The organism is Oligoflexia bacterium, from assembly GCA_035326705.1.
Taxonomy (GTDB): domain Bacteria; phylum Bdellovibrionota_G; class JALEGL01; order JALEGL01; family JALEGL01; genus JALEGL01.
Map to the genome: position 1 here is coordinate 527,165 of DAOLES010000001.1, position 26,304 is coordinate 553,468.

19 protein-coding genes and 1 tRNA gene are annotated in these 26,304 nt (G+C 37.2%); 12 read left to right on the forward strand and 8 right to left on the reverse strand.

Going from position 1 to position 26,304, the window contains the following annotated elements; all coding sequences use genetic code 11:
• Positions 1 to 26: 26 nt before the first annotated feature.
• Positions 27 to 1,193: a hypothetical protein gene (locus tag PKC21_02440; protein HMR24190.1), complete on the reverse strand. Its 1,167-nt coding sequence runs from the start codon at positions 1,191 to 1,193 to the stop codon at positions 27 to 29.
• 191 nt (positions 1,194 to 1,384) lie between these two features.
• Here PKC21_02440 and PKC21_02445 point away from each other — a divergent pair, with 191 nt between their 5' ends.
• Both PKC21_02445 and PKC21_02450 read left to right on the forward strand, forming a co-directional pair.
• Positions 1,385 to 2,437 carry a hypothetical protein gene (locus PKC21_02445; protein HMR24191.1) on the forward strand — a complete coding sequence of 351 codons (1,053 nt, stop codon included), beginning with the start codon at positions 1,385 to 1,387 and terminating at the stop codon, positions 2,435 to 2,437.
• An 85-nt stretch (positions 2,438 to 2,522) separates the two neighbouring features.
• The gene (locus PKC21_02450) at positions 2,523 to 3,170 is read left to right on the forward strand and encodes a hypothetical protein (protein HMR24192.1); all 648 of its coding nucleotides are present in this window, start codon (positions 2,523 to 2,525) and stop codon (positions 3,168 to 3,170) included.
• A gap of 321 nt (positions 3,171 to 3,491) precedes the next feature.
• Here PKC21_02450 and glpX read toward each other — a convergent pair whose 3' ends face one another.
• Complete coding sequence (glpX, locus tag PKC21_02455) at positions 3,492 to 4,481, reverse strand: class II fructose-bisphosphatase (GenBank protein ID HMR24193.1); 990 nt, start codon at positions 4,479 to 4,481, stop codon at positions 3,492 to 3,494.
• 206 nt (positions 4,482 to 4,687) lie between these two features.
• On the opposite strand from glpX, the gene topA reads away from it, so the two are divergent.
• Positions 4,688 to 7,210: a type I DNA topoisomerase gene (gene topA / locus PKC21_02460; protein HMR24194.1), complete on the forward strand. Its 2,523-nt coding sequence runs from the start codon at positions 4,688 to 4,690 to the stop codon at positions 7,208 to 7,210.
• A gap of 12 nt (positions 7,211 to 7,222) precedes the next feature.
• Positions 7,223 to 7,298: transfer RNA gene (locus PKC21_02465), tRNA-Thr, on the forward strand.
• A gap of 273 nt (positions 7,299 to 7,571) precedes the next feature.
• On the opposite strand, the gene PKC21_02470 is transcribed toward PKC21_02465, so the two are convergent.
• The 3 genes from PKC21_02470 to leuS all read right to left on the reverse strand — a co-directional run bounded on the left by PKC21_02470 (position 7,572) and on the right by leuS (position 12,543).
• Positions 7,572 to 9,110, reverse strand: a complete 1,539-nt coding sequence (locus tag PKC21_02470) for a hypothetical protein (GenBank protein ID HMR24195.1) — start codon at positions 9,108 to 9,110, stop codon at positions 7,572 to 7,574.
• 260 nt (positions 9,111 to 9,370) lie between these two features.
• On the reverse strand, positions 9,371 to 9,709 hold the full coding sequence (locus PKC21_02475; GenBank protein ID HMR24196.1) for a hypothetical protein: 339 nt from the start codon (positions 9,707 to 9,709) through the stop codon (positions 9,371 to 9,373).
• Between the two features lie 80 nt (positions 9,710 to 9,789).
• Positions 9,790 to 12,543 (reverse strand): leucine--tRNA ligase, encoded by a 2,754-nt coding sequence (gene leuS / locus PKC21_02480; protein ID HMR24197.1) that lies wholly within the window; start codon positions 12,541 to 12,543, stop codon positions 9,790 to 9,792.
• Between the two features lie 323 nt (positions 12,544 to 12,866).
• Here leuS and PKC21_02485 point away from each other — a divergent pair, with 323 nt between their 5' ends.
• Entirely contained in the window at positions 12,867 to 13,286 is a 420-nt protein-coding gene (locus tag PKC21_02485; protein ID HMR24198.1) for a SufE family protein, read from the forward strand.
• Between the two features lie 142 nt (positions 13,287 to 13,428).
• Here the strand turns inward: PKC21_02485 and PKC21_02490 are convergent, their stop codons facing one another.
• From PKC21_02490 to PKC21_02500, 3 genes are all read right to left on the reverse strand, one after another.
• On the reverse strand, positions 13,429 to 14,427 hold the full coding sequence (locus PKC21_02490; GenBank protein HMR24199.1) for a hypothetical protein: 999 nt from the start codon (positions 14,425 to 14,427) through the stop codon (positions 13,429 to 13,431).
• 228 nt (positions 14,428 to 14,655) lie between these two features.
• The gene (locus PKC21_02495; GenBank protein ID HMR24200.1) at positions 14,656 to 15,342 is read right to left on the reverse strand and encodes a hypothetical protein; all 687 of its coding nucleotides are present in this window, start codon (positions 15,340 to 15,342) and stop codon (positions 14,656 to 14,658) included.
• Between the two features lie 192 nt (positions 15,343 to 15,534).
• Complete coding sequence (locus PKC21_02500; GenBank protein HMR24201.1) at positions 15,535 to 17,592, reverse strand: sodium-translocating pyrophosphatase; 2,058 nt, start codon at positions 17,590 to 17,592, stop codon at positions 15,535 to 15,537.
• Positions 17,593 to 17,733: 141 nt separating this feature from the next.
• On the opposite strand from PKC21_02500, the gene PKC21_02505 reads away from it, so the two are divergent.
• From PKC21_02505 to PKC21_02535, 7 genes are all read left to right on the forward strand, one after another.
• Positions 17,734 to 19,854, forward strand: a complete 2,121-nt coding sequence (locus tag PKC21_02505) for a protein-disulfide reductase DsbD family protein (protein HMR24202.1) — start codon at positions 17,734 to 17,736, stop codon at positions 19,852 to 19,854.
• A 96-nt stretch (positions 19,855 to 19,950) separates the two neighbouring features.
• Complete coding sequence (locus tag PKC21_02510; protein HMR24203.1) at positions 19,951 to 20,595, forward strand: redoxin domain-containing protein; 645 nt, start codon at positions 19,951 to 19,953, stop codon at positions 20,593 to 20,595.
• Positions 20,596 to 20,620: 25 nt separating this feature from the next.
• Positions 20,621 to 21,985, forward strand: a complete 1,365-nt coding sequence (locus PKC21_02515) for a hypothetical protein (protein HMR24204.1) — start codon at positions 20,621 to 20,623, stop codon at positions 21,983 to 21,985.
• 248 nt (positions 21,986 to 22,233) lie between these two features.
• On the forward strand, positions 22,234 to 23,595 hold the full coding sequence (locus tag PKC21_02520) for a Na(+)-translocating NADH-quinone reductase subunit A (protein HMR24205.1): 1,362 nt from the start codon (positions 22,234 to 22,236) through the stop codon (positions 23,593 to 23,595).
• A complete protein-coding gene (locus tag PKC21_02525; GenBank protein ID HMR24206.1) occupies positions 23,595 to 24,848 on the forward strand; it encodes an NADH:ubiquinone reductase (Na(+)-transporting) subunit B in 1,254 nt (417 codons plus the stop codon). The genes PKC21_02520 and PKC21_02525 overlap by 1 nt, the downstream gene beginning before the upstream one ends.
• A complete protein-coding gene (locus tag PKC21_02530; protein ID HMR24207.1) occupies positions 24,845 to 25,681 on the forward strand; it encodes a Na(+)-translocating NADH-quinone reductase subunit C in 837 nt (278 codons plus the stop codon). Before PKC21_02525 ends, PKC21_02530 begins: the two co-directional genes overlap by 4 nt.
• Positions 25,671 to 26,303: an NADH:ubiquinone reductase (Na(+)-transporting) subunit D gene (locus PKC21_02535; protein HMR24208.1), complete on the forward strand. Its 633-nt coding sequence runs from the start codon at positions 25,671 to 25,673 to the stop codon at positions 26,301 to 26,303. The genes PKC21_02530 and PKC21_02535 overlap by 11 nt, the downstream gene beginning before the upstream one ends.
• Position 26,304: the final 1 nt, after the last annotated feature.

The following is a 26,304-nucleotide window of genomic DNA, read 5'->3' on the forward strand; positions in this document are numbered from 1 at the left end:
TTGTGTTTTGCTTGTAGACATATTGATTAAGAGTTATGGGTTTTACACGCTTCCTCATCCATGAGACTTAGCTGTAAACACACCGCCTCCATGGCAGATATCCACATTTGCACATGTTCTATTTTTTCTTCTTGTCGTAAGCTTTCATGCACCCAAGCATAATCTTGCTCTGGGCAGTCTTGATAGTTGCTACCAATAATATAGTTTTTAGCCATAAGGTAAATGGTGTTTTGTTTTTGTGTATAACTGGAAGATGATGAAAGCTTCTGGGCACTGAGCTCTTGACCAAAATAATCTTTGTAGCGCTCATTGATCCAATACATATTGCCTACAAAACCTAAGACAGCAAGAGAGCTCACTGCTACAACTCCAAACCGGATATAGCGAGCATTATGAGCTTTGATGCTAGATCTCAAATGACCCACCTCATCTGAAATAGCTGCGGATCTTAAATTTGCCTCATCTAAGTTCGCTTTTGCATCTTTCAGTAATTGTTGGAGTCTTTGCGAGTCAGCTTTAATTTTTTGAACTTCAACAGCAAGCTCAGCTTGATTACTAGAAAACAAGTCATTTTCAAGTTGTGTTATTTTTCCAATAACTTCATCTAACTGTACCGTTGATACCTCACGTCCAGCTCTGTTCAAAATATCAATCTGTGTTTCTAGCGCTCTTCTTTGGCGTAATAAATCCCACCAGTTGTGCAAACTTCCCTCATCAATATTTGCCAATTGACGGGTTAACTCATCCAATTGTCTGTGTGGCGGAACCGTTACTCCCTCTGAATTAAAAACCCCATTTAACACAATGCCGGATCTGGCTTGTGTTCTTGCCACCCGCATTTCATTGATTGTACTGGCGGCATTGCTTCTTTGTTGTGCAATTTGCAGATTTAAACGCTGTTGATCACGTAAAAGCGTATTGATTTTACGATTTAATGCCTTCAAAAGCCGTTGATGTTGAACAGCAATGAAGCCACCCACTGTCACAGCACCTGCACCAAAAATTTTCCAACGTGAATTGGCACTGTCTTCAGCATCTTTTATAGCTTGATCCAGTTGTGGACTAACTTTTTCTTTAACATAGTCTAACAACTCAATTTTTTTAAGATTGAGCTGTTCTTGGTCTTGCCCATAAGCAATATTTACAGAAAAAAGTACTAAGCCAACAATCCCTACAATTTGTTTAAATAACATAGTGCGCCATTATTTATCGTTTTAATGGGTATGCTGTCAAGTCATATTACACATAGTAAAATGTATGTTACATTGACTGCGGTTTACTTTCTTTATGTTAATTAGATTCAAGAAGTAATACCTTTAGTAGTTATTAATCTGTAACAAAAACACTTTAATGCGATGCATAAATATGCTATAAACCTCGTACAATGAGATGGACTTTATATATAATTTTATTCTTTTGTTTATTGGGCAATGCCTCTGCACAAAACCCTGATCTTGAATCACTTCCTCCAGAAGTCATTCAAGAGTTTCAGTTTTCTCAACCGGGCATGTACTCTGGCCAAAATCAACAAGAAGAGTACTATATTCATCGGGAACCGCATCGCGATTATCCTGAATATCAACTTTACCTGTTATGCCCATATAAAAAAGTTAAAGGCTCTGAAAACGAATATCTTTTATTTAATAATATGGATATCTACAATCATAGAACACGAACATTCTTTGATCATAATGGTAATATGCGAACCATTGATGCTAAAGGTATTAACTGTATTCATATTATTGGCAATGGCTGGATACTAATTGACCCCAGTGCCTATCCTGTTTTTTCTCAAGATCAAGCACATGGCGCTTTAAGTCTTACAAGCCAAGTTGCCATCAGTATGATTCCTGCCACTTATGTAGGAAGATTAGTCTTTACTGGCGCTCAATATGGTTTTCAAGTTGCTGGTGGTGTTACCTTGGGATCAAATGCTATAACGGTTGGTGCTACTGTGCTTACAGCAGGAACAACTGAATATTTAAGTTTTTTATTGATTGAACAAATCAATGACCTTATGAATCAAGCTTCAGATAGTTTAGACCGGCCATGGTACCAAAGACTGTCTTATCGTTATTTGACCGCTGATGCCGATATCACAGAAGCACCCTATGTTGTGGGTGATGGCATAGAAAAAACTGAGTTTTCAAGCAATGAAAAAGTAACCTTGGGTGATAAGGTCCGGGTTATTGATGTTGCATCAAAATTATATTGTTACTTTAATTCTAAAGATTGCTTGATTGGTCAAAAAAAATACTTGCACAGCACACCCATGAATCAGGAACTATGTAACGGTGAGGCAAACACTTGTGACTTACCTTTTATCAAACTTTGGTTTGATGTTGAGCAATATAACGATGACATGCCCTCTATGGACCCTGAACTACAAAGAAAAATTTCTACTTGCGTGGGTTTAGGGCCATGTATTGGCTATTAAATGTTTTTATACTCCCTTTTCCACGTCTTAAAAATTTAGTCTGGTTTTATCTATCTTGCCTGTGGTACAAGTATGAAAAGGGGGAATGATGAGTTTTACTATCTTTTTACGTATATTATCAGTTGTTATTGTTTTTACAGGAAGCCTCTGTTTCTCGCAAAATAAAGGTACAGTTGGCCCTCCTAAAATCAACGCATTTGATCAATGGGAAGATTATAATCTTGTTTTGCAATTGCCTGAAGAAATCTATGTTTTTGATAATACCACCAACGTTTTTCCATTTGAAGGTGATCCCAACGCATCCGTAACCGTCCCGCAAGGCTTTTTTAGTGTTTTTAATTTAGACCATTTACCTGATAACATTTTATACATTGGCTCACGAGGTGCTTATCCATGCTTAGAAATCACATTGATCAGCGAGTCAAAGACAACTGTTTTAATTTCTCATGTTGACACCCTAAGAGACCCACAAAAAACAGTTGAATTGTTTCTGTCTTATTTTAAAGAAGATCCCATAGCGAGCATAATAATTAACACTCACAGTGGCCGGGGCAAGATACTCCCAAGCTATATTAAGCGACTAAAAAGATACAGCCCAACAAAAATAAGGTTACTCTCTTCGACTTCACTTTACCTAGACCGAGATTTAAACCTATATTTAAGTTTTTTGGTCCCTGCAAAAGGTCATGATATTCCTAGTGAAATTACTTTTATAGAAATACCAAAAAAATAAATTCAGTGTTTTGAGAATAAATAATCTCAACAATTGAGTAACTTATTTTTTATGATTTTTTGTTAACTTTTCTATCATAACAATACAAGCAACAGCTAAAACTGAACAAAACAAAGCAAAAACTCCATGAAAGACTTGATATTTCACAGCTTGCTCTTTACTAATGGGATCAATTCTATAAATAACATCATCCCAATTCTATGCTATAACTTGGAGCTGTAAAAAACATAAAAACAGCTCCAGACAGAAAGAACAATGCTCCGGTAATAAAAATGAATTGATTAAGTTTTTTATTTTTTAACATTTAATACTACTGGGTGCTTACAAAATAATTGGTGCTTCTCTATTTTTATCAAACATGTGAACCGTATCCACCAGTCTAAAAATACGACTTTGATAAGACATCACCAAAGAATGGGTTCTGGCTCCACCACCAAAATAGCGGATACCTGTTAACAAATCACCTGTGGTTACACCGGTACAGGCAAAAACAATATTTTCTCCCGGTGCCAAGTCATGGGTATAAAAAACTTTATCTAAATTGTCATGCCCCATTTTTAATGCTCGCTGCTTTTCTTCATCATTTCTAAAACAAAACTTGGCCTGAATTTCTCCACCCAAACATTTAAGCGCTGCCGCAGCCAACACACCTTCTGGCGCACCTCCTATACCCATGACCGCATGAATATTGGTTCCACGTATGGCACAACTGATGGCTGCCGATAAATCACCATCACCTATCAATTTAATTCTTGCACCGGCTGCACGAACTTGGTTAATAAGCTCTTTGTGTCTAGGCCTATCCAAAATCACCACCGTTAAATCATTGATCTCACGTTTAAGGGCTTTAGCAATTCTACTTAAGTTTTCCTTGGGTTCTAAGTTAATATCCACCTTACCCGCTGAAGTGGGGCCCACGCACAATTTATTCAAATAAGTGTCTGGCGCATGCATCAAACCACCTTTTTCTGACGCCGCCAACACAGTTATAGCGTTGGATTGGCCTGTAGCCACTAAGTTGGTGCCTTCAAGAGGGTCAACAGCAATATCTATTTCTGGCCAATGTAAGCTTTGATTACCTTCTTTGAATCGACCTACTTTTTCACCAATATACAGCATGGGCGCTTTATCACGTTCACCTTCACCAATCACGATAGTGCCACACATATCAATATCATCCATGGTCTTACGCATGGCTTGCGTAGCCAACTGATCGGCCTCATTTCTATCGCCTTTTCCCATCAAACGGGCGCAGGCAATGGCCGCATCTTCTGTGATTCTTATACATTCTGGTGAGAGTGTTTTTTCCATAGTACTCCTTCATTATCCCCAACTTCTCTTGCAGACCAGCTCCATCTTGAGAAACTGTTTTTTCAATTGCTATATTGAAATTTGACATTTATGGCAAAAATCGGCCATAAAAGCTGTGCTTTTTATTATTTTATGAGAAAATTGCATAAAACCGGACGTGTTACGCAATATTTAAGTACACGCACTAAAACAAAGGAATAGATTTTATGGCTAAAAAACTTGTGATTGTTGAGTCTCCTACCAAGGCGAAAACCATTAAAAAATTTCTTCCTAAAGGTTTTAGTGTTGAAGCCAGTTTTGGTCATGTACGCGATCTTCCACAAACCGCGGCAGATGTTCCTGCCAAATATAAAAAAGAACCCTGGTCCAGACTAGGCATTAATATTGAAAATGACTTTGAACCTTTATATGTAACACAAAGAGGTAAAGGCAAGATCATTACCCAATTAAAAAAACTGCTTAAAGAAGCCGATGAACTCTATCTGGCAACCGATGAAGATAGAGAAGGAGAAAGTATTTCATGGCATTTATTACAATTGCTTAAACCCAAAGTCCCTGTTAAACGCATGGTCTTTCATGAAATCACCAAGTCAGCCATTACCCAAGCCTTAGAAGAGTGTAGAGATGTTGATCAACGCTTGGTTTCATCCCAAGAAACCCGTCGTATTTTGGATAGGTTGGTTGGTTTTACTTTATCACCCCTAATCTGGAAAAAAATAGCTTATGGCTTATCTGCTGGGCGTGTGCAATCTGCGGGTTTACGCTTATTGGTAGAGCGTGAACGTGAACGCATGAAGTTTGTTAAAGCTGAATACTGGGATTTAAAAGCTACTTTAAATAAAGATAACATAGATTTTGATGCTCGCTTTATTAGCCATGATGGTAAAAGACTTGCAACAGGCAAAGATTTTGATCCAGAAACAGGAAAGCTCTTTAAAAAAGATGACTTTGTAGTGTTCAATGAAGAGCAAGTCACTAAAATTAAAAATCAACTAGAAAAAGCCACTTGGACAGTGCAAAGTGTTGAGTTTAAAGACTTTACCTCCAATCCCGCAAAACCCTTTATCACCTCAACATTGCAACAAGAATCCAATCGTAAGTTGGGCATGTCCGCCAGACAAACCATGCGCACCGCCCAAGCCCTTTATGAGCAAGGACTTATTACTTATATGCGTACAGATTCACCTACACTTTCTAAGCAAGCCATTGAAGGCGCACGCAAAAGTGTAGAAAGTTTGTATGGTAAAGAATATCTTTCCGCTACAGTAAGACAGTTCAGTGGTAAAAAAGGTGCGCAAGAGGCACACGAAGCCATCCGCCCAGCGGGCAATGAATTTGTTCACCCCAAAGATACCGGTGTATCTGGACAAGAATTGGCATTGTATGACTTAATTTGGAAACGGACCCTTGCCTGCCAAATGGCTGAAGCCAAAAAACGTTCCATGATTGTTAAGTTTGCAGCTGAAGATTCTGTGTTTCAAGCCAGTGGCATGACCATTGTCTTCCCCGGTTTCTTACGCGCTTATGTTGAAGGCAAAGATGATCCTGATGCGGCTCTGGATGACAAAGAAAACTTGCTGCCTGACTTAAAAGAGAATGATACGGTTAAGCTGTCTGAGCTTTTAGTCGATGGTCATGAAACCAAACCTGTGGCAAGGTTTACTGAAGCTTCTTTGGTCCAGCGTTTAGAAAAAGAAGATATTGGCAGACCCTCTACCTATGCTTCCATTATCAGTACCATTTTAGATCGTAATTACGCTCGCAAACAAGGCAACGCTTTAGTCCCTAGTTTTACTGGCTTTGTGGTTATGCAACTCTTAGAAAAACATTTTTCAGAATTGGTTGATTATGGTTTCACTTCAAAGATGGAAGAAACCTTAGATGATATTGCCATTGGTAAGCAAGAATCTTTACCCTATTTAAAATCATTTTATTTGGGCAAAGATGGTCTACAAAAACAAGTTGAACGCAAAGAAGAAGAAATCAATGCCGATGAATCCCGGCAAGTTTATTTGCATGATAAATTTGACACAGAAATCCGCGTGGGTCGCTTTGGTCCCTACTTGATTAAAAAAGGCGATAAGGCTGCTGGCAAAGAAGATGTTCATGCCTCTATTCCTGAAGACATCGCGCCGGCTGACTTAAGTAAAGAAATGGTAGCGGATATCATTGAAGCTTCAGAGCGTGGACCTGAATCCGTTGGTAAGCACCCTGAAACGGGTGAAGATATCTATGTTATGATTGGTCGCTACGGCCCTTATGTTCAATTGGGTGAAATGACAGATGACAACCCCAAACCCAAACGTGCCAGCGTTACCCGTGAATACGATTATAGAAATTTAAGTCTAGAAGATGCGGTTAAGCTTTTGGTTTTACCTTATGAGGTGGGCAAACACCCAGACACAGGTTTACCAATCATTGCCAATAAAGGTCGTTTTGGTCCTTACCTGACGCATAATGAAGAAACGCGTTCCGTTAAAAAAGATGATGACATTTATACTTTAAGCTTAGAGCGTGCCGTTGAAATCTTAGCCGAAGAACGTGTTGGGCGTAGAGGTTCAAAAACCATTAAAGATCTTGGCAAGCACCCAGAAACCAATAAAAAAGTGGTGGTGATGGAAGGTAAATACGGTCCATACATCAAACATGGTAGCAAAAACTTCAAGCTCCCTGAAGATCAAAAAGCTGAAGATGTGACCATGGAAATTGCCGTAAAAATTTTGGAATAGTCCACCGCAGCGGCCTCCCTAGCTCAGTAGGTAGAGCAACTCATTCGTAATGAGTAGGTCGCCAGTTCGATTCTGGCGGGAGGCTCCAATCTAAAGACTTAATATTTTATGCTTAGCTCACGTTACCAAAAGGTAGCCGGTACTATAGTCATTTAATTATAAGTGGTAACAAAGCAGAAAAAAGATTTCTACCAGCTCAAACAGTGGGCAGCTTTGCTGTCCAAAACACCTAAAAGGTGCAACGCTTTCTAAGTCGTTTCACTCCTAAGAAAAGGTATGTCGCTGTACGAAATTCCTTTTTCCTGCTTTGCTTGTTACTGTATGAAATTAAATCACTATATTGATTACTTTTATGGATAGTTTAGTTTAAAAAAGGACTATTTTCACATTCTAATAATTTTTTATATTTAACCAAAAGCTCACTATCAGTAGAAACGAGGTATTCTCTAATCATGACGGTTTCAATTAAATATTGTAACCTTTCCCAAACTACTATTTCACGCTCTTTTTGTTCAATTAAATTCATAGCATTGTTATAGGCTAGGCTAGATGTTTTAATATCTTCAAGAAATTCTTCATCATTTCTTATTCGCTCTGCCAATGCTTCCATATCGTTATTATATTGATTTTGCTGCTCTCTTACTTGATCATTATTAGGCAAAAATCTCATAAAAACATATGGATATTGTTCAAAAACAACCCTTTGCGCATTTACAATTGAAGTATTTAAATTATCTGCCAAAGGTTGTAATTTATCTTCTAACTGCTGATATTCTGCTTCTAATGTCTTTACTGATTGATCTATAAAAAGATAAGGAGTATTTCTCAATTGTCTATTTTCTATATTGAGCCTTTCAACCAAACCATAAAAAGTTTGTTTTTCAATAAAACTCATTTTTTCTAAAAGTATTTCTAAAGAAGTATTTTTTATTTCTGGAGAAATTGTTGCTTTCTTTGATAATAGTTTGTAATCATGCATAAGTTGACTTGATGTTGTAATTGGAATATCAATTGATTGACTGTTAATCGTTACATATGCATGCGCTTCAGGTGTGGAGACCATACCATTACTGTCGAAGTCAGCTTTTTTACTTATAAATGCTTCATGAAAGTAACGCGAATAACCTCTATTTTGTGTTAAGTCGCTGGTACAACCAGCAGCAACCCGAGAAGGTAATTGTGAAAAAAATCCACACCGGTTATGCTCACTTAATTCATACTCCCATATGTCGCCTTTTACATAATTAATTTGCGAAAAACCACCAGAGTAACACTGCACCATCAAAAGTTGAATCTGATGATTTTTTTCAAAGCCATCTAATTTTTCAGTAAATTCTTGAACCGTTATATCAGCCCCTTCCCATAAACTGAGCATATTGGCATCAAAGTTAAGTCGAGATTTTTGATCATCAGAAAATTCAGTTAAATCCTCTTCATCGTATATTGAGCCTTCAACCCCATGCCCAGCATAGTATATTTTGAGGGGACGTTTTGTTTCAGATAAACGTATATTATCTAAGCTTTGATATAAAAATTCAGATGTAGCCGGATAATTAACACTCGGTATTTTATTATGTCGCATTTTACATTCATATAAAGTAATTTGATGCTCTTCAAAACCTAATACATAAGATAAAATAAGATCGAGATCTCTATACTTTTCACTAACATCACATATATTGGTATTATTACCAGAACCATAAAATACAGTTTTTGGTTTAGCACCAATCGCTGCAACCATTTTAATAACATCTTTTTCGATACTCACTTCAGAGTGCAGAGGATGATAACCTCCACCCATTACAATATATTCTTGAGCATAATTTATATTAAATAAAAAAAGAACTAAACAACATAAAACTTTCACCCCCATATGACGCATAACACTATTTTTAGTCAAAAATTTCTTTCCTGTCCACTAAAATAAATAAAAATAGCTATCTAATATTTTGCAAAATTACCTAATATACCCAATCTAAATTGGGTATTATTTTTAATAAACAATGAATAAGCGTGCCCATAATAGCTATTGGTGGGAGGCTCCAGTATAAGGGTTAAGATTTTAGGACTAATTTATAAAAGCTAAAGATTAGCTTTTATATTTGTCTCCTACTATGGAGCTACATGAAAAATTTTTCATTTAAGGCTTCAGCATTCAATTTAATAAATGCATTCAAAAATTTCAACAACTTGATCATGACTTTGATCCAGTTTTTCTTTTTCTAGGATGGGTCTTTTTTTGCTTAATTTATCAAAAAAACTCAATTTTGGTTTGGGATAGTAATGAAAAACATAAAAGAAATATCCATCTGCAATCTCACTCTCTTCACAAGAAATTGAAATACAGTTTAAGGTGTCAATGTTTTCAAATTCAATTGATGGAGAATAATAAATTTTACTTTGATCTTTTGTAGATATGACTTTGTTTAATTCACCCTTCCAATCACAGGTATTAAAAGCTGCGCATACATCACTTGAGCTGACGATACCTTTATCCATAACCTCTTTAATCAGGGGGTCACATACCTTGTAGTTAAACCTAGCTATACCTACCTTATGATTTATAACCTCGAAAAAAATTAATTGGCAACAATATTCACCAAACGTCCTGGAACGTAAATCACTTTACGCACGGTTTTGTCTTGCAGGTTTTTAACGACTTTACCATCTGCTTGTGCTTGTTGTTTAATGAGCTCAGCATCCGTATCTTTTTCCACCATGATGCTGCTTTTCTTTTTACCATTGACTTGAATCACAATCTCAATGGCTTGTGATGCAATCAAGGCTTCATCATAACTAGGCCAGGTTTCTTGACTTAACTCCTTTGTATGGCCCAACATGCTCCATAACTCTTCACATATATGCGGGGCCATGGGGGCTAGCATTCGTAACATAGCATTCGCAACACTTTGTGGCACAACTTTCACTGCAGATAAACTGTTGTTTAACTGAATGATTTGGGCAATGGCCGCATTGTAGCGCATGTTTTCCATGTATTCGCTTACGGTCTTAATGCATTGATGCAATTGTGTTGTAAGTTCTTTGCTAGCTTCTTCTTGTACTACTTTCAACTCACCTGTCTCTTCATTGACCAAATTGCGCCATAATTTTTGCAAGAATCGATGCACCCCAACAATGGCTTCTGTGTCCCATACTTTTGATTGATCCAAAGGACCCAAGTACATTTCATACAATCTAAAGGTATCACAGCCATATTTTTCAATCATTTCATCTGGGCTGATGGAGTTCTTTAGTGACTTGCCCATTTTTCCTAAGTTGCGTTGAACCAACTTGCCTTCATATTGATAATGTCCTGGTTTCACTTCATTAACTTCATGCGCATTCACATAAATACCACGCTCATCTTGATAAGAGTAGGCTTGTATATAACCTTGATTAAAAAGTTTTCCAAACGGTTCTTTGGTTTTAACATGTCCCAAGTCATACAAAACTTTATGCCAAAAACGCGCATACAATAAGTGTAAAACAGCGTGCTCTACCCCACCCACATACAAATCAACGCCATTGTCACCCATCCAATAGTTTTGGGCTTCTTTACTTGCAAATTGTTCTGTGTTTTTTGGATCTAAAAAACGTAGATAGTACCAACAAGAGCCCGCCCATTGCGGCATCGTGTTCAATTCACGTTGGTAATGCACTCCATTTTTTTCAACTTCTTTCCAAGTTTTTTCTGCCCGTGACAATGAAGGTTGTGGTTCCTCATCTGCTGACAAACCACCGGTTGGCCTAAAATCCTCTAAAGGCGGTAAGACCACCGGCAAATCTTGTTTATCAACACCAACGCTTACACCATTGTTTTTGTGTAAGATGGGGAAGGGCTCACCCCAATAACGTTGTCTGCTGAACAACCAGTCTCTTAATTTGTATTGAACTTTTTTAAAACCCAGGTTTTTATTTTCTAAAAAAGTAATTATTTTTTCTTTGGCTGCACTTGAGTCTAAGCCGTTGATATCCAGTTGCTCTGATGCAGAGTTAAATGCTTTATTGTACTCAGAATAACACTCCGTCAATTGAGCACATTGCTCTTGATAGTCTTGAACACTGTTAAGATGATGTTTTTTTAACCATGCCTGATCTGGTTCAACCACAGGCTTGATATCAATGTTATATTGTTTAGCAAAAGCAAAATCTCTTTCATCATGCGCAGGTACTGCCATCACTGCACCCGTACCATAATCCATCAATACATAATTAGCAGTCCAAATGGGGATGTTTTTTCCGCTAATAGGATGCGTTGCATAGGCTCCGGTAAACATTCCTATTTTTTTATCATCTTCATCATAGCCAGTATTGGCTTGCAAGGTTTCACACTCTGCAATGAAACTACTGAGCTGGTCTTGTTTTTCATTGGAAACCAAATCTTTTAATAAAGGATGCTGAGCCGCCAAAACCATAAACGTACAGCCCATCAAGGTGTCTGGCCGCGTGGTAAATACATCTATGCTTTGATCTAAATCTTTTATGGAAAACTTAACTTGGGCACCGGTGCTTTTACCAATCCAATTTTTTTGCATTTCTTTAACCGCAAGTGGCCAATCAACTGCCTCTAAATCCTCAATCAGACGATCGGCATATTTTGTGATTCTTAAAGTCCACTGTTTCAGTGGACGTTTGTAAACCGGATAATTACCCCGCTCAGAACGTCCTTCATTGGTGACCTCTTCATTAGCTAAAACTGTACCCAAATCCGGACACCAGTTGACTGGCACTTCTGCTTGATATGCCAAACGGTATTTAGATAAAATGTTTTCTTGCTCAACTTCACTGAGACTCTCCCAATTGATTTGAAAATCTTGTTTTAAATTTTCAATCAAGAGTTTTATAGGCTTGGCTTTTTGTTCTTGTTCATCAAAGTAACTGTTAAACAGCTGTAAAAAAATCCATTGTGTCCATTTATAATACTCTGGATCTGTGGTTGAGATCTCTCTATCCCAATCATAGCTTAAAGCACAGTCCTTAAGCTGCCTGCGCATATTATCAATATTTTTTTGCGTGGTGACTTCTGGATGAGTACCGGTTTCAATGGCATATTGTTCCGCTGGCAAACCAAAGGCATCAAAGCCCATGGGATGTAAAACATTAAAACCTTGCATACGCTTGTAGCGCGCAACAATATCTGTTGCAATGTAGCCCAAAGGGTGACCAACATGCAAGCCTTTGCCAGAAGGGTACGGAAACATATCCAAGACATAATACTTGGGTTTATTGGCATCAAAGCCGGGATCACCAGGATTAAGGGCTTTAAAAGTCTTGTTTTCTTGCCAGTGCTGCTGCCATTTCTTTTCAATATCCGCAAAGGTGTACATTTTCATAAGTTCCGAGTATACCATTTTTATTAAGAGCTCAAGTTACGCAGCTTTAGACAGGTAAAAATGAAGTTTATAGACGTAATATTAAAAGGAAAAGAAGTTTTATACTGACTTTTCCCCGGGTGTGTGGGCCGTAATAAAGCGGCATAAGTTATACTAGTTTATCGCAAGGCAAAGCCTTACTCTTCACAAGTATAACTTTAAATTTAATGCAAACCGCGTTTTTAGATATTCTTGCGAGGTACGAGCTAGACTATCTTATGCAGGGCTCATTAAAGAAGGGGGGAGAGATCCCCCCTTGCATAACTACTGTGAGAGGAAACCCGATGAAAGCAGAAATAAAAAATATTTTAGATGATTTTGAGTTTATGAGTGACTGGGAAGACAAGTATACCTATATCATTGAACTCGCTAAAAAAATGCCTGCCATTGATGACCAATACAAGACCGATCAATACAAAGTTGAAGGTTGTATGAGCAATGTCTGGCTTGCTATTGATCAAGATAAAACCACATCAGATGCAATATACTTTCATGCAGACAGCGATGCCATTATTGTCAAAGGCTTGGTGGCTTTACTCATGGCCATATACAATGGCCAGTCTCCACAAGACATAGCTCAAACAGATATTGAAAGTATTTTTAAGAAACTGGGTTTAGAAAATCACCTGAGCCCCATACGACGCAATGGCTTTTACTCTATGGTTAAGACCATTGCCAATTATGCTCAACACCAACAGCCATAAATAATACTGCACATGGTGTTAAGAAAAACCTATAGCGTCAGACCAGTTTATTTTGAACTAAAAAATACTTGCATCATCTTTAGAGTCAAAAAACATAAAACCATTAAAAAAAAATTAAGAAATAAAAAAAGCCTCTTACATATTATTTTTTAAATGCATTATAATCTTCAATATTGGCGCAATCTGCTTGGACATCCAGCTCAAAGGTATCAGCAAATCTAGGAACAAGCTGCATTAAACGCTGCATGCCAAAAACGTGATTTTTACCTACAATAACAGAAAGTGTATCAGAAGGTTCAATAGTGTTTTCTTGTATGTATTCATAGATGTTATCAAGAAACATGTAGTTTTTGTTGATTAGGCTGTATTCAATATATTCTTTCATTAATTCTGGATGTATTTGGTTGATAAAGTTAATTTGGTTATTGGTTAAGTTTATTAAGTTATTTTTATAGTCGTTAATTTCTGATTCTTTGGCAATACCGTGTTCTGTTTTTGCTTCTGCAAGCCCTGGGTCATCAACAATAGCCATTACGGCTGCTTTTTTTTCTTGATAGAAATAGTCCAAATAACTGGTCATAGCATCATTGATTGGGTTCAAATTAGCTACAACTGTTAAATTATTATTTTTTAACGCGGTATCAACTGAATTATAAACTGAGATAACTTGCTGTAAATCATGAATCATATGCCTGTCGTTCAAAACAATCGCTGCATATTCTGGGATATAATTTTCATACTTTTCCATCACACCAAACATGCTTTTCATGCTCCTCAAAGCATTTCTTAGACTGACATAAACCTTTTCGTTGTGATGAGGAACAGCATTACCATTGGCATGATAAATCATATTGGCTTGATTTAAGTATGCTATAATCATATGCAAAAAGTAATGTCCGGGTGCATGAATTCTCGGAGACTCTAAGCCAAAAGGATTTAAACTCTGTCCTTCAAAAGCAAGCTGATTTTCTAAACCTAAATAAAAATTATCTTTTAAAACAGTGAATGTCTTTAATTTTTCAGTTTGAGTTGGACAATGACCTATACCGTGCAGTTCTGGATAAACTTTGACTACGATCTTTTGTGCCCAAAGACATGGTAATAATAATAACAAGACTGAACCAAATAAAATACGTTGCATGTTTCCCCCAAAACAAAAGTTAACCAACCAATATAAAATGTCACATAGCATAAAAGTATGAACAGATTCAAGCCTAAATTTAGGCTCTTTAATTGAATTGACCCTATTAAGAGTTAGTACAATAAGCAGGTTTTGATGTTTATCTGCAATTTTGGACCAGACAATAACAACAAAAAAAGGAGTTTTTAAAACTCCCTTTCTCATAACTTAATTAAGAGTATTTTAAATCTAATTCATTTTAGTGAAAAAGATATAATCATTGCTATGAACATAGTCCGCAAGACTACCATTATTAGAAATGATGGGTCTTTCTTCATATCGGCAAACTAAGCTTACATTTTCAGCTTCAAGATTTGCTCCACATTGAAGAATGGATTGTATTCCATTATTATTTCCTACGGCTGGTTCAATATATTTAAATACTGCTGCTCCATTTACAATGCTTAGCTTATCAAAATTTATTTTCATATAGCTTGACTTCAATCTATATCGTACATCTCTTTTCTGCTCATTTTTTATACAAACATTTGCATCATTCAATAATACTTTACTGATTGGATTAACAACATCTTGATAAATGCCAGGAACAACTTCACACTCAGCTTGAGGGTCAATTTCAAACGTGGTTTGTATACCATTTGAAAAGTTTTGCATGGCTACCATGTCATGAGTCACTACTGTATTGGCTTGCCATGTCCCAGTGAGCTCAGAAAAATTCGATTCAGTAATATTAGAATTGATTATCACATCATGAGCAATTTTTTGCAATTCAGGAATTGTACTATGCTTGGTAATTAAACCTTTGCATCCTACACATTCATAAATACTGTGACTGAAACTATTTTTCTGTCCAAAAGCAAACTCTGCATTTATCAATACCAATGCGATGATAACCAAAAAAGATTTTTTTTTCATTTTATTCTCCAAGATAGTAAAATTCTAAAACAAGCTTATTATGTTATAACGTATAGCATAATAGCGCGTTATCTTGTAAACTAAACTATCCCCAATAATCTATTATTTTTTACTTAATATATTTAATTAAATACAAAAAAGCCCTGTGTAAACACAAGGCTTTTTTACATTTATTCAATTTAAATGAATACTCTATGCAATCATCGGTGCAATGACCAAAGATACAATAGACATCAATTTAATCAAGATGTTCATGGATGGGCCACTGGTATCTTTAAATGGATCACCTACAGTATCACCGACAACAGTTGCTTTATGGGCTTCTGAGCCTTTGCTCTCGCCTTCTATTTCACCATTTTCAATGGCTTTTTTAGCATTATCCCAAGCTCCACCACCGTTAGACATAAACAAGGCCATCAACACGCCGGTTACAGTTGCACCGGCTAAAGTACCCCCTAAAGCTTCAGCCCCTAAACCAAAGCCAACAACCACAGGAGAAACCACGGCTACAAGACCAGGGACAATCATTTCTTTAAGTGCTGCACTTGTAGAAATTTCTACGCATCTTGCTGAGTCTGGTTTCACCCCTTCTTTACCTTCAAGCAATCCAGGGATTTCTCTAAACTGACGTCTGATTTCATCCACCATGTATCCAGCAGCTCTACCCACACTTGTCATGGTATAGGCACCCACAAAGAAAGGTAAAACTCCTCCTAGCAATAAGCCAATCACAACTTTAGCATCCGTGATAGCAATAACAATGGCACCTTCACCTCGCATGGCTCTTACATAATCAATGCCTTGGGTGTAGGCTGCAAACAAAGCTAAGGCTGTTAAAGCAGCTGAACCAATGGCAAAACCTTTACCTACGGCTGCTGTTGTATTTCCTAAAGCATCCAAACCATCTGTGATTTTTCTAACTTCTTTACCTAAGCCACTCATTTCTGAAATACCGCCGGCATTATCTGCAATTGGGCCATAAGCATCCACTGACATGGTTACACCCACAGTTGCAAGCATCCCCACTGCAGCTAGAGCAATTCCATATAGACCACCCAAGCTATTGGCAAAAAAGATGGCGATAGCAATTAAGATAATTGGCATCACACAGCTTTCAAGTCCCACTGCAAGACCAGCAATAATATTGGTTGCAGCTCCTGTTTTAGAAGCTTGCGCAATTCTACGTACCGGTGCAGCACTGGTATAATACTCAGTCACCAAACCAATACAAGTTCCAGCTATGGTTCCCACCAAAATTGCATAAAATAAGCCATTGCTGATAGGCAAACAGTTTACTATGAAGTAGCCTGCAATCAAAAATAAGCCTGCTGCAATAAAGGTTGAATAACGCAAGGCTTTGGCTGGATCAGAATTCTTTAATACTTTAATTGAAGCAATACCTACCAAAGAAGACCCTAAACCTGCTAATGCTAACATCAAAGGTAAACCCATCAGTGCGGATCTTAATACGCTTTCTTCAACACTGCTGCCATCTCCTAAGCTAACAAAAGCAGCACCAACAACCGTGGCTCCTAAAGCAATGGTGGCAATGATAGAACCCACATAAGACTCAAAAATATCTGCTCCCATACCAGCCACATCACCCACGTTGTCACCCACGTTATCCGCAATCACTCCAGGGTTTCTTGGATCATCTTCAGGTATGCCTGCTTCAACTTTACCCACAAGGTCAGCACCAACATCTGCGGCTTTGGTATAAATACCACCACCGACTCTTGCAAACAATGCAATAGAGCTGGCACCCATAGAGAAACCATTAATCACTTGTGCTGTTTCAGGACTTCCATACATCCAAAACAAAATACCCACACCCAATAAACCTAAAGATGCAACGGATAGTCCCATGACCGAACCACCTAAGAATGCAACACTTAAGGCAGCTGCTTGACCACTGTCTTTAGCCGCAGCCGTTGTTCTTACGTTGGATTTGGTTGCTGATTTCATACCAAAAAATCCAGCAAAAACTGAACACAGTGCGCCTGCAATAAATGATATGGCTGTGCTTGCGCCCAGCTTCCACGCCATTAATGCAGCAACAACAACGACAAAGCCTGATAAAATTTGATACTCACGTTTTAAAAAAGCCATGGCACCATCTTCAATGGCCAAAGCAATTTCTTTCATACGTTCAGTACCTGCTGATCTGCCTTTGATATTTAAATATATCAGGAAGGCCACAATTAATCCTGCAACACCTGCAATGGGGGTCGCCAATTTCAAAGTTTCCATGTTTTTTAAACTCCTAACCTAAAAAAAATGATGTTCGCAATTTTTGCTTCCATAACGGTGATACATAAAAAAATCAACTATCCATTGAAAATGATTACACAATTTTTGACCATTACTCAGACATTGTATAAAAACAAGACCATGAGAAAGTTTTTATATGTCTGTTTAAGCCTCTTTTTGTCTAGCCATGCTTTTGCACAGTCCCAGACTTCTCAACAGCAATTTAAAAATTTTTCTCACAGCAAAGCTCGTCTGATTACACAACATACAAGCATAGACCCTTTAGATTTACAATCATCAAACTTGGCTTTTCAAATAAAACTAGACCCTCACTGGCATACCTATTGGAAAAACCCCGGAGATTCCGGTGCACCTGTCATTTTAAATTTTAGCAGCAATGCTGAAAACATTCAGTTTGGGGATATTTTATGGCCCAACCCTATTAGAATTGACACTCCCCCACTCACTTCTTACGCCTATGAAAATGAGGTTTCACTCATTATCCCCATTACACTTTCAAAGCCTATTCCATCTGGGCAAACACTAAACATCAGTCTTAAGGCACAGTGGTTGGTCTGTAAAAAAGAGTGTGTTCCTGAGTTTGGACAATTTGAACTGAATATAAACAGCAATCAGGCCACAAAACTGAACTCTACCCCAGATATTGCGCAAGTTTTTAATGCATTTAATAAAACAAAGGCTCAAAACCTTGTTCAAAACTTTGAAATTAAAGATCAAGAGCAAAAAGCCACACTTACTTTTGATATGTCTGGCTTCACAAGCTCAGATAACCCTAATCACTATGACTTTTTTGTAGAACAACCATCAAGCGTATCTTTTGCTAAACCTAAATTCAAACTTGATTCGGATAAAATAAGCATTGAGTTTAAAAAAGTGCAAGCCAAAACTGTTGATCAAATCAAAGGCTTACTACTGGTTGAAGATTCAAAAACACCCAACGCTAGCATGTACTATTCTATTGATACAAGTATCTCTACTTCAGATCAAACAACAACATTCCCATCTATTAAGCGTAATTTAGCTCAACAAACAAAACAAAGTTTATGGCTCATGATACTTTTTGCTTTTATTGGAGGTGCCATCTTAAACCTTATGCCCTGTGTTTTTCCTATCATTTCTTTAAAGCTTATTTCTTTGGTTCATCATCAGCAAAGCTCAAAATATAACATTAGAAAAGACGCAGGACTATTTATTGCAGGATGCATACTATGCTTCCAAATCATTGCTTTAATTATCGTTAGCTTAAAACATATTGGTCTTTCTTTGGGGTGGGGCTTTCAACTGCAATCTCCTTGGTTTATTTTAATTTTATCGTTTGTGTTTTTAGTGCTGTCTCTTAGCTTTATAGACTTGATTCACTTTGAGCTACCCGGTTTATCAAAACTAGATCAGCAGTTAGGTAAGTTTAAAAACTTACAGTCTTTTTATACTGGTTTTTTAGCTGTACTGTTGGCTTCACCTTGCTCAGCTCCTTTTATGGGAGTGTCATTAGGATATGCTCTAACGCAAAGTGTTTTGTACATACTTGTTATTTTTCTTTTTTTAGGTTTAGGCTTTACCCTGCCCTATATATATATTTTTTTATGGCCAAAACATATCCCAACATTACCCAAAAGTGGCCCTTGGTTAACAACATTTAAACATATTTTATTTTTTCCAATGTTAGCCACTTTAATTTGGCTAACTTGGCTCTATGGTCAATTGCAATCTATTCATCATATGTTCTGGTTGTTATTTTCATTGTTGTTTTTTGCTAGCATCATTTTCATATACAAATTCAAGCATACCCTTGCCCGTGGATTTCTATACTTTGTTCTTGCTTTAAATATACTCATCGGTGGTTTTGCTTTTAATAAAAGTTTACCCAGCAAAAGAAATCTGACCACAAAGACTAAAAAAACCGATTCACTATGGTTAAACTTCAGTTCACAAACCTTACAAGATCATCTCAATCAAAATCATAATGTCTTTGTTGATTTCACAGCAGACTGGTGTGTCACCTGTAAAGTAAATGAAAGCATAACCTTTAACAACTCACAAGTTAAAGACTTCATCAAAACCAACAATATAGTAATGATCAAGGCTGACTGGACGCATTACGACCCCATGATAACTGACTTTTTAAAAAACTTTGATAGAGCAAGTGTTCCACTGTATATTTATTATCATCAAGGAAAAGATCCTATTATTTTGCCAGAGATTCTTACACCTAAAGTTTTTATGGACAGACTTGCAAAATAAGATATGACTGATAATAAATTTTTGTAATGTGTCCCTTGTTTATGGTTGGCTTTAGCTAACCATACATTCATTGCTATTTTTTGGAGGATAAAAAACATGTCTATAATTAAAACTACATTTTTTACCATTATAGCTCTTTGTTCATTGAGCTTTGCCGCCAACATTGGACAAGCTGCTCCTGCTTTTTCAGCTAAAGGGAGCGATGGAAAACAGTACAGCTTGGAAACTTTAAAAGGAAAATATGTTGTTTTAGAGTGGTTTAATCCATCTTGTCCTTACGTTAAAAAACATTACGAAAGCAAAAATTTGCCTGATATTCAAAGTGAAGCAAAAAGTAATAAAAAGTATCCTTTGGTTTGGCTAAGCGTAAGTTCTTCTTATCAAGAACATCCTGCCTATTTTAGTGCTGCTGAAGTAAAAAAGCTGCAATCAGATTTTAATTCCAATGCGGATGCATTTATCATTGATGAGACTGGAGAAATTGGAAAAGCCTATGGTGCCACTGCCACGCCTCATATTTTTATTATTGACCCCAATGGTAAACTTATTTACCAAGGCGGTGTAGATGGTGGAAAAAATGCAAATTCTTTAAAACATTCATCTATTGAGTCTGCTGAGCATAAGTACCTTAAAGATGTTTTATTCAATCATATCTTTGAGGGTAAAACCATAAACAGCAGCTTAAGTACTACCAGAGCCATTGGATGTTCTGTAAAATATAAACCTGAAATAAAAAGCTAATCTATTTGTTGCATAGGCCAATTCAATGCATCAATTTACTTTTTTTGCTCCTCTGGTTATTTATTTTTTAATTTTGTTTTCTGGCTTCTTTTTTTTAAAAAGAACAAAAAATATAAGCGATAAAAGTTATTTTCTTGCGGACAGAAGCATCGGTCTCTTGCCATCCGTCTTATCTGTAGTTGCCACTGAAACCTCTGTTGCAACCATTTTAATCTTTCCTGCAGTGGGCATGAGCTCTGGCTACCAATTGGCTTGGTTGGGCATTGGTTATATCATTGGGCGCTGGTTGGTGGCTTACTTTTATCTGCAAAAACTCTATGAACCCCATAAACTCTCAATTTATCAAACCATTTGTGGTGATAATGTCAGTGCAAAAAAAGTCCTCAGTGGTGCCTACTTGCTCGCAAAATTTGTATCCAGTGGTGTACGTTTTTTTATGGCTGGCTATGCCCTTAACCAACTCTTTGACATCCCTGTAAGCACTTGTCTTCTCATTATTACACTTATTGTTGGCCTTTATAGTTTATTAGGCGGTTTACAGGCTGTGGTTTTTACCGATCAAATTCAAGCCTATATCATTCTACTCATGGGGGTCTTTCTCTGTTTTCATTTTATCCAATCTTACTCAATTGAAAACTGGTTAGTAGGTAGCTCATGGATAAACACACAAGCAAATCATAGCAACGCTATGTATTTTATCTCTTTACTGATTGGTGGGATGATTATACCCATTGGCAGTCATGGGGCAGATCAAGATCTCAATCAAAGAGTCTTGGCCGTTAAAAGCTTGTCAGCTGCCAAAAAAGCCATGGTTTTATCTGGTGTAGGAGCAACTGTTGTCATTGTTCTCTATTTAACTGTAGGAATTTTGCTAAAACAAGCTCAAATCAACGGTTTAGATGCCAAATCACCCTTGGTCAGTTATATGATGACCATTAACAATCCCCTATTTCTTGGCTGTTTCGCTGTTTTGGTTTTTGCTGCCGCTATGTCAACTTTGGACTCAGCCATAAACTCTACAGGAGCAATATGGAAGTCTGTTTTTGCCAGCAATTTGTCAGGCAAATACTGGTCATTTTTGTCTTTGGTCTGTTTGTTTGCCTTTGCACTTTTGTTTATTCAAATCAATAAACACGCCAAAGACTTCTTAAGCTTGGCCATGGGGTCAATGAATTACATCAATGGCGGTCTCATAGGGGTACTGAGCTTATATGTCTTTTTAAAACGTCCTGTAAGTACCACAATGATTATTGCCGCCTTATTGGGTGGTTTTTTAAGTACCGTATTTGCTAATTTTTACATCAAGCCAGCTTTAGCCTGGTCTTGGACCATTGTTTTGTCTTCAAGCCTTGCCTTTGCACTTGGCTTTTTATTTGCAAAAAAAACTTAGTGCAAAACTTAAAACAATCCCAGCGACCCTCGCCAATGACACAGTATACGCCGGCGACAGTGCGGTTCTTATGTGCCCAATAAAAACCCTCAAATGACTAAAATAATATTGAAAAAATAAATAAATCCATTAGAAGGGACTCAGAATTATAACTTAATAAAAAAACAGTCTTTATACACTGTTTAATTGCTTTAAAAGTTATGTAAATAGAGAGCTTTATCCTCTCTAGCATGAGGTAGGTATACACAGTGAAAACAATTAAGATCTCAAAAGGTATTAAACTTCCCATCACCGGTGAAGTTGCATCAAATGAAATTTATGACCTTAGTACACATGCAAAAGATTTTGCTATTTTAGGTCCTGACTACAACGGCATGAAGCCTACTATTTTAACAAAAGTTGGCGAAACAGTTAAAGTTGGACAGGTTGTTTTTGAAGACAAAAAAAATCCTGGTGTAGTTTTTACCAGTCCCGTGGCCGGTACAATTAAATCAATCAATCGTGGTGAAAAGCGTACTTTTCAATCCATGGTCATTGAAAAAAACTCTGAGCAAAGTCATGTTGAGTTTGAAAACTATAAAAATAGTTTTTCTAATGGTGATTTTACAGCTCAAGAAATACAAAACTTAATGCAAGAGTCTGGTCTATGGACTGCTTTGAGAACTCGTCCTTATTCTAAAACTCCTCAAATTAATGCCAAACCTAAAGCTTTATTCATTACTGCTATAGACTCAAATCCTTTAGCCCCTTATCCCAATAAAATTATTGCTAAATATCAAAAAGATTTTGACCTTGGTTTAAAAGCAATCAGCTTATTAACACCAAAAGTTTTTCTTTGTGTAGCCAATCAACATGTTCAGTATAATAATCTACCTGACAACTGTGAAGCTTTTTGTTTTGAAGGACCTCATCCATCTGGGCTGGTTGGAACACATATTCACTATTTAGCGCCAGCAGACAAAGACCATGAAGTTTGGCATATAGGTTACCAAGACCTTATTGCTTTAGGAAAACTTCTTGCTACTGGACAATCATGGACACAAAGAGTGATCAGCATTGCCGGCTCAGAAGTTAAAGTTCCTAAGTTAGCATTGGTCACACTTGGGGCCAATATTCTACAAACCGTTGAAGGCAGTATAAAAGATATTTCAAAAACAAGTTTACGTTCTGGTTCAGTTTTTTCTGGTCGTAATCAAGATGAAATTTTTAATTACTTAGGAAGGTATCACTTACAAATCACTGCCTTAAAAGATGATACCCAGAGAGAACTACTAGGATGGCAAGGCCCTGGATTTGATAAGTTTTCAGTTAAAAACTTATTCTTATCAAAAATGATTCCTTTTATTAAATTTCCTTTCAGTAACTCTACGCATGGCAGCCCACGTGCAATTGTGCCTACAGGTGCTTTTGAGAGCGTATTCCCTCTCAATATTTTACCTGTTCCATTATTAAAAGCACTGTGCATGCATGATATTGAAAATGCAGAACAATTGGGTTGTATTGAACTCGATGAAGAAGATCTTGCCTTATGTACTTTTGTTTGTTCAGGTAAAAAAGACTACGGCCCCATGTTAAGAAACATTCTTACAGATTTAGAGAAAGGTTTATAATGAAACTTTTACGCAACAGTTTGGATAAAATTGGTACCCACTTTCATAAAGGTGGGAAATTAGAAAAACTTTACCCTTTGTATGAAGCGCTTGATACTTTCTTGTATACACCAGGAGAAACCACACATGGAAGTGTTCAAGTTAGAGATGCCATGGACCTTAAGCGAGTTATGGGAACCGTTGGCTTGGCTTTGATGCCTTGCATACTGTTTGCTTGTTACAATACTGGCTTGCAAGCCAATTTAGCCATGGAAGCCATGGGCTTAATGGCTAAAAATGACTGGCGTGGATCCATTTTATCTTGTTTTGGTTTAGGTTATGACCCAACAAACATTATTGATTGTTTTGTGCACGGTCTACTCTACTTTGGTCCTATATTTTTAGTCAGTAATATGGCTGGAGGTTTGTGTGAAGCCGTTTTTGCTATCATCAGAAAGCATGAAATCAACGAAGGCTTCTTGGTTACAGGTCTTTTGTATCCTTTAACTCTTCCAGCAACCATTCCTTTGTGGCAAGCTGCTGTTGGAATCATCTTTGCTGTTATTATAGGTAAGGAAGTTTTTGGCGGTACTGGCAAGAATTTTCTTAACCCAGCATTAACTGGTAGGGCATTTTTATATTTTGCCTATCCTGCGCAAATCAGTGGTGATGCGGTTTGGACAGCTGTTGATGGTTTCTCTGGTGCAACTGCTTTAGGTTTAGGAGCCATTGGTGGTTTTGATGCTATTCATGAAAGTGTAAGCTGGATGAATTCATTTTTAGGTCTTATCCAAGGTTCAATGGGAGAAACCTCTGTTGTAGCTGTCTTATTTGGCGCCGGTGTTTTAATCTTCACAGGTGTTGGGTCATGGCGCATCATGCTTTCTACAGTTATTGGTCTGTTGAGTTTTTCAGCTTTATTGTATGGTATTGGCAGTGAAAGCAACCCTATGTTTTCTGTGCCTCCACATTGGCATCTGGTAATTGGCGGCTTTGCATTTGCAACAGTGTTTATGGCAACCGATCCAGTATCAGCCCCTATGAATACGTCAGCCAAGTGGGCTTATGGTTTCCTTATTGGCTTTATGACCGTTCTTATAAGAGTGATTAACCCAGCTTTTCCTGAAGGGGTCATGTTGGCTATTTTATTTGCCAACGTTTTTGCGCCAGTGATGGATTATCTGGTTATTTCAAAAAATATAAAATTACGTCAAAAAAGAAAACAAGACTTATGGAGCGCCCTTGATTCAAGCTCAAAAAGGAGTGCAGCGTGAATAACGATTCAATCAAAAAAACATTAATTGTTTCACTAACTTTATGTATTGTTTGTTCTATCTTAGTATCGGGGTCTGCTGTTTTGTTAAGGGACAAGCAAGAGCGCAACAAAGCCTTAGATAAAAAGAAAAACATTTTGGTTACTGCTGGTTTGGTTGATAAAAATGCTGACCCAGAAACAATCAATTCAGTTTTTAGCAGCTCTATTGAACCCTTGATTTATAACTTTGAAGAACAAAACTTAAGTACAGAAGTACCAGAAGGTTATGATCAAAGAAAAGCCGCCAATGACCCTCAACGTTCAAGCAAAATTGAACAGGATTATGCAAATATAAAAACAAGAGCCAATCAAGGCTTGATTTATTTTGTCAAAAAAGACGGCACTATTAAGCAAGTGATTTTACCTATCCACGGCAAAGGACTTTGGTCTACCCTTTATGGCTTTATTTCACTGGATACAGACCTTAACACCGTCAAAGGTATCTCATTCTATGAACATAAAGAAACACCTGGCTTAGGTGGTGAAGTAGATAATCCGCAATGGCAGGCTAAATGGCAAGGTAAAGTGATTTACAATGAAAATGGTAAGCCTACAATTGAAGTTATTAAAGGTCAGGTAGAAAGTACCACCACCAATGCCAACTATAAAGTAGATGGCTTATCTGGAGCTACCATTACATCCAGAGGTGTAAGCAACATGCTTAAATATTGGTTTGGTGAAGAGGCTTATGGCCCTTTACTAAAAAGTTTAGATCTTAAAAAATTTAATGATCAATCATTAAGTCAAAACAACAGTTCAACCCCAGAGCAAGGAGCAACAGATGTCAACTAAGACAAATGTTAAAAAAATTATTTTAGACCCCTTATTCAACAACAACCCAATCGCATTGCAAATTTTGGGAATTTGTTCTGCTCTTGCGGTTACTACCAAATTGTCAACTACTATTACCATGTGTTTGGCTGTGACTTTTGTTGTTGCCTTTTCCAATGCCAGTGTCAGCTTAATTAGAAACCATATCCCAAGCAATATTCGTATTATTGTTCAGATGACTATTATTGCTTCTTTTGTAATTTTAGTAGACCAGGTTTTAAAAGCGTATGCATACGAAGTAAGCAAGCAAATGTCAGTTTTTGTTGGGTTGATTATCACCAACTGTATTGTGATGGGTAGAGCTGAAGCCTTTGCCATGAAAAATCCAGTTATCCCAAGTTTCTTAGACGGTATTGGTAACGGTTTAGGTTACAGCATTGTCTTACTCTTTGTTGGTTTTTTCAGAGAGCTCCTTGGTTCAGGTGCCATCTTAGGCTATAAAGTCTTACCAGTGGCTTCTGAAGGTGGTTGGTATCAAACCAATGGCTTAATGCTACTTTCACCCAGTGCATTTTTTATTATTGGTGTTTTCATTTGGGTTTTAAGAACCTTTAAAACCGAACAAGTTGAAAGGGATGAATAAT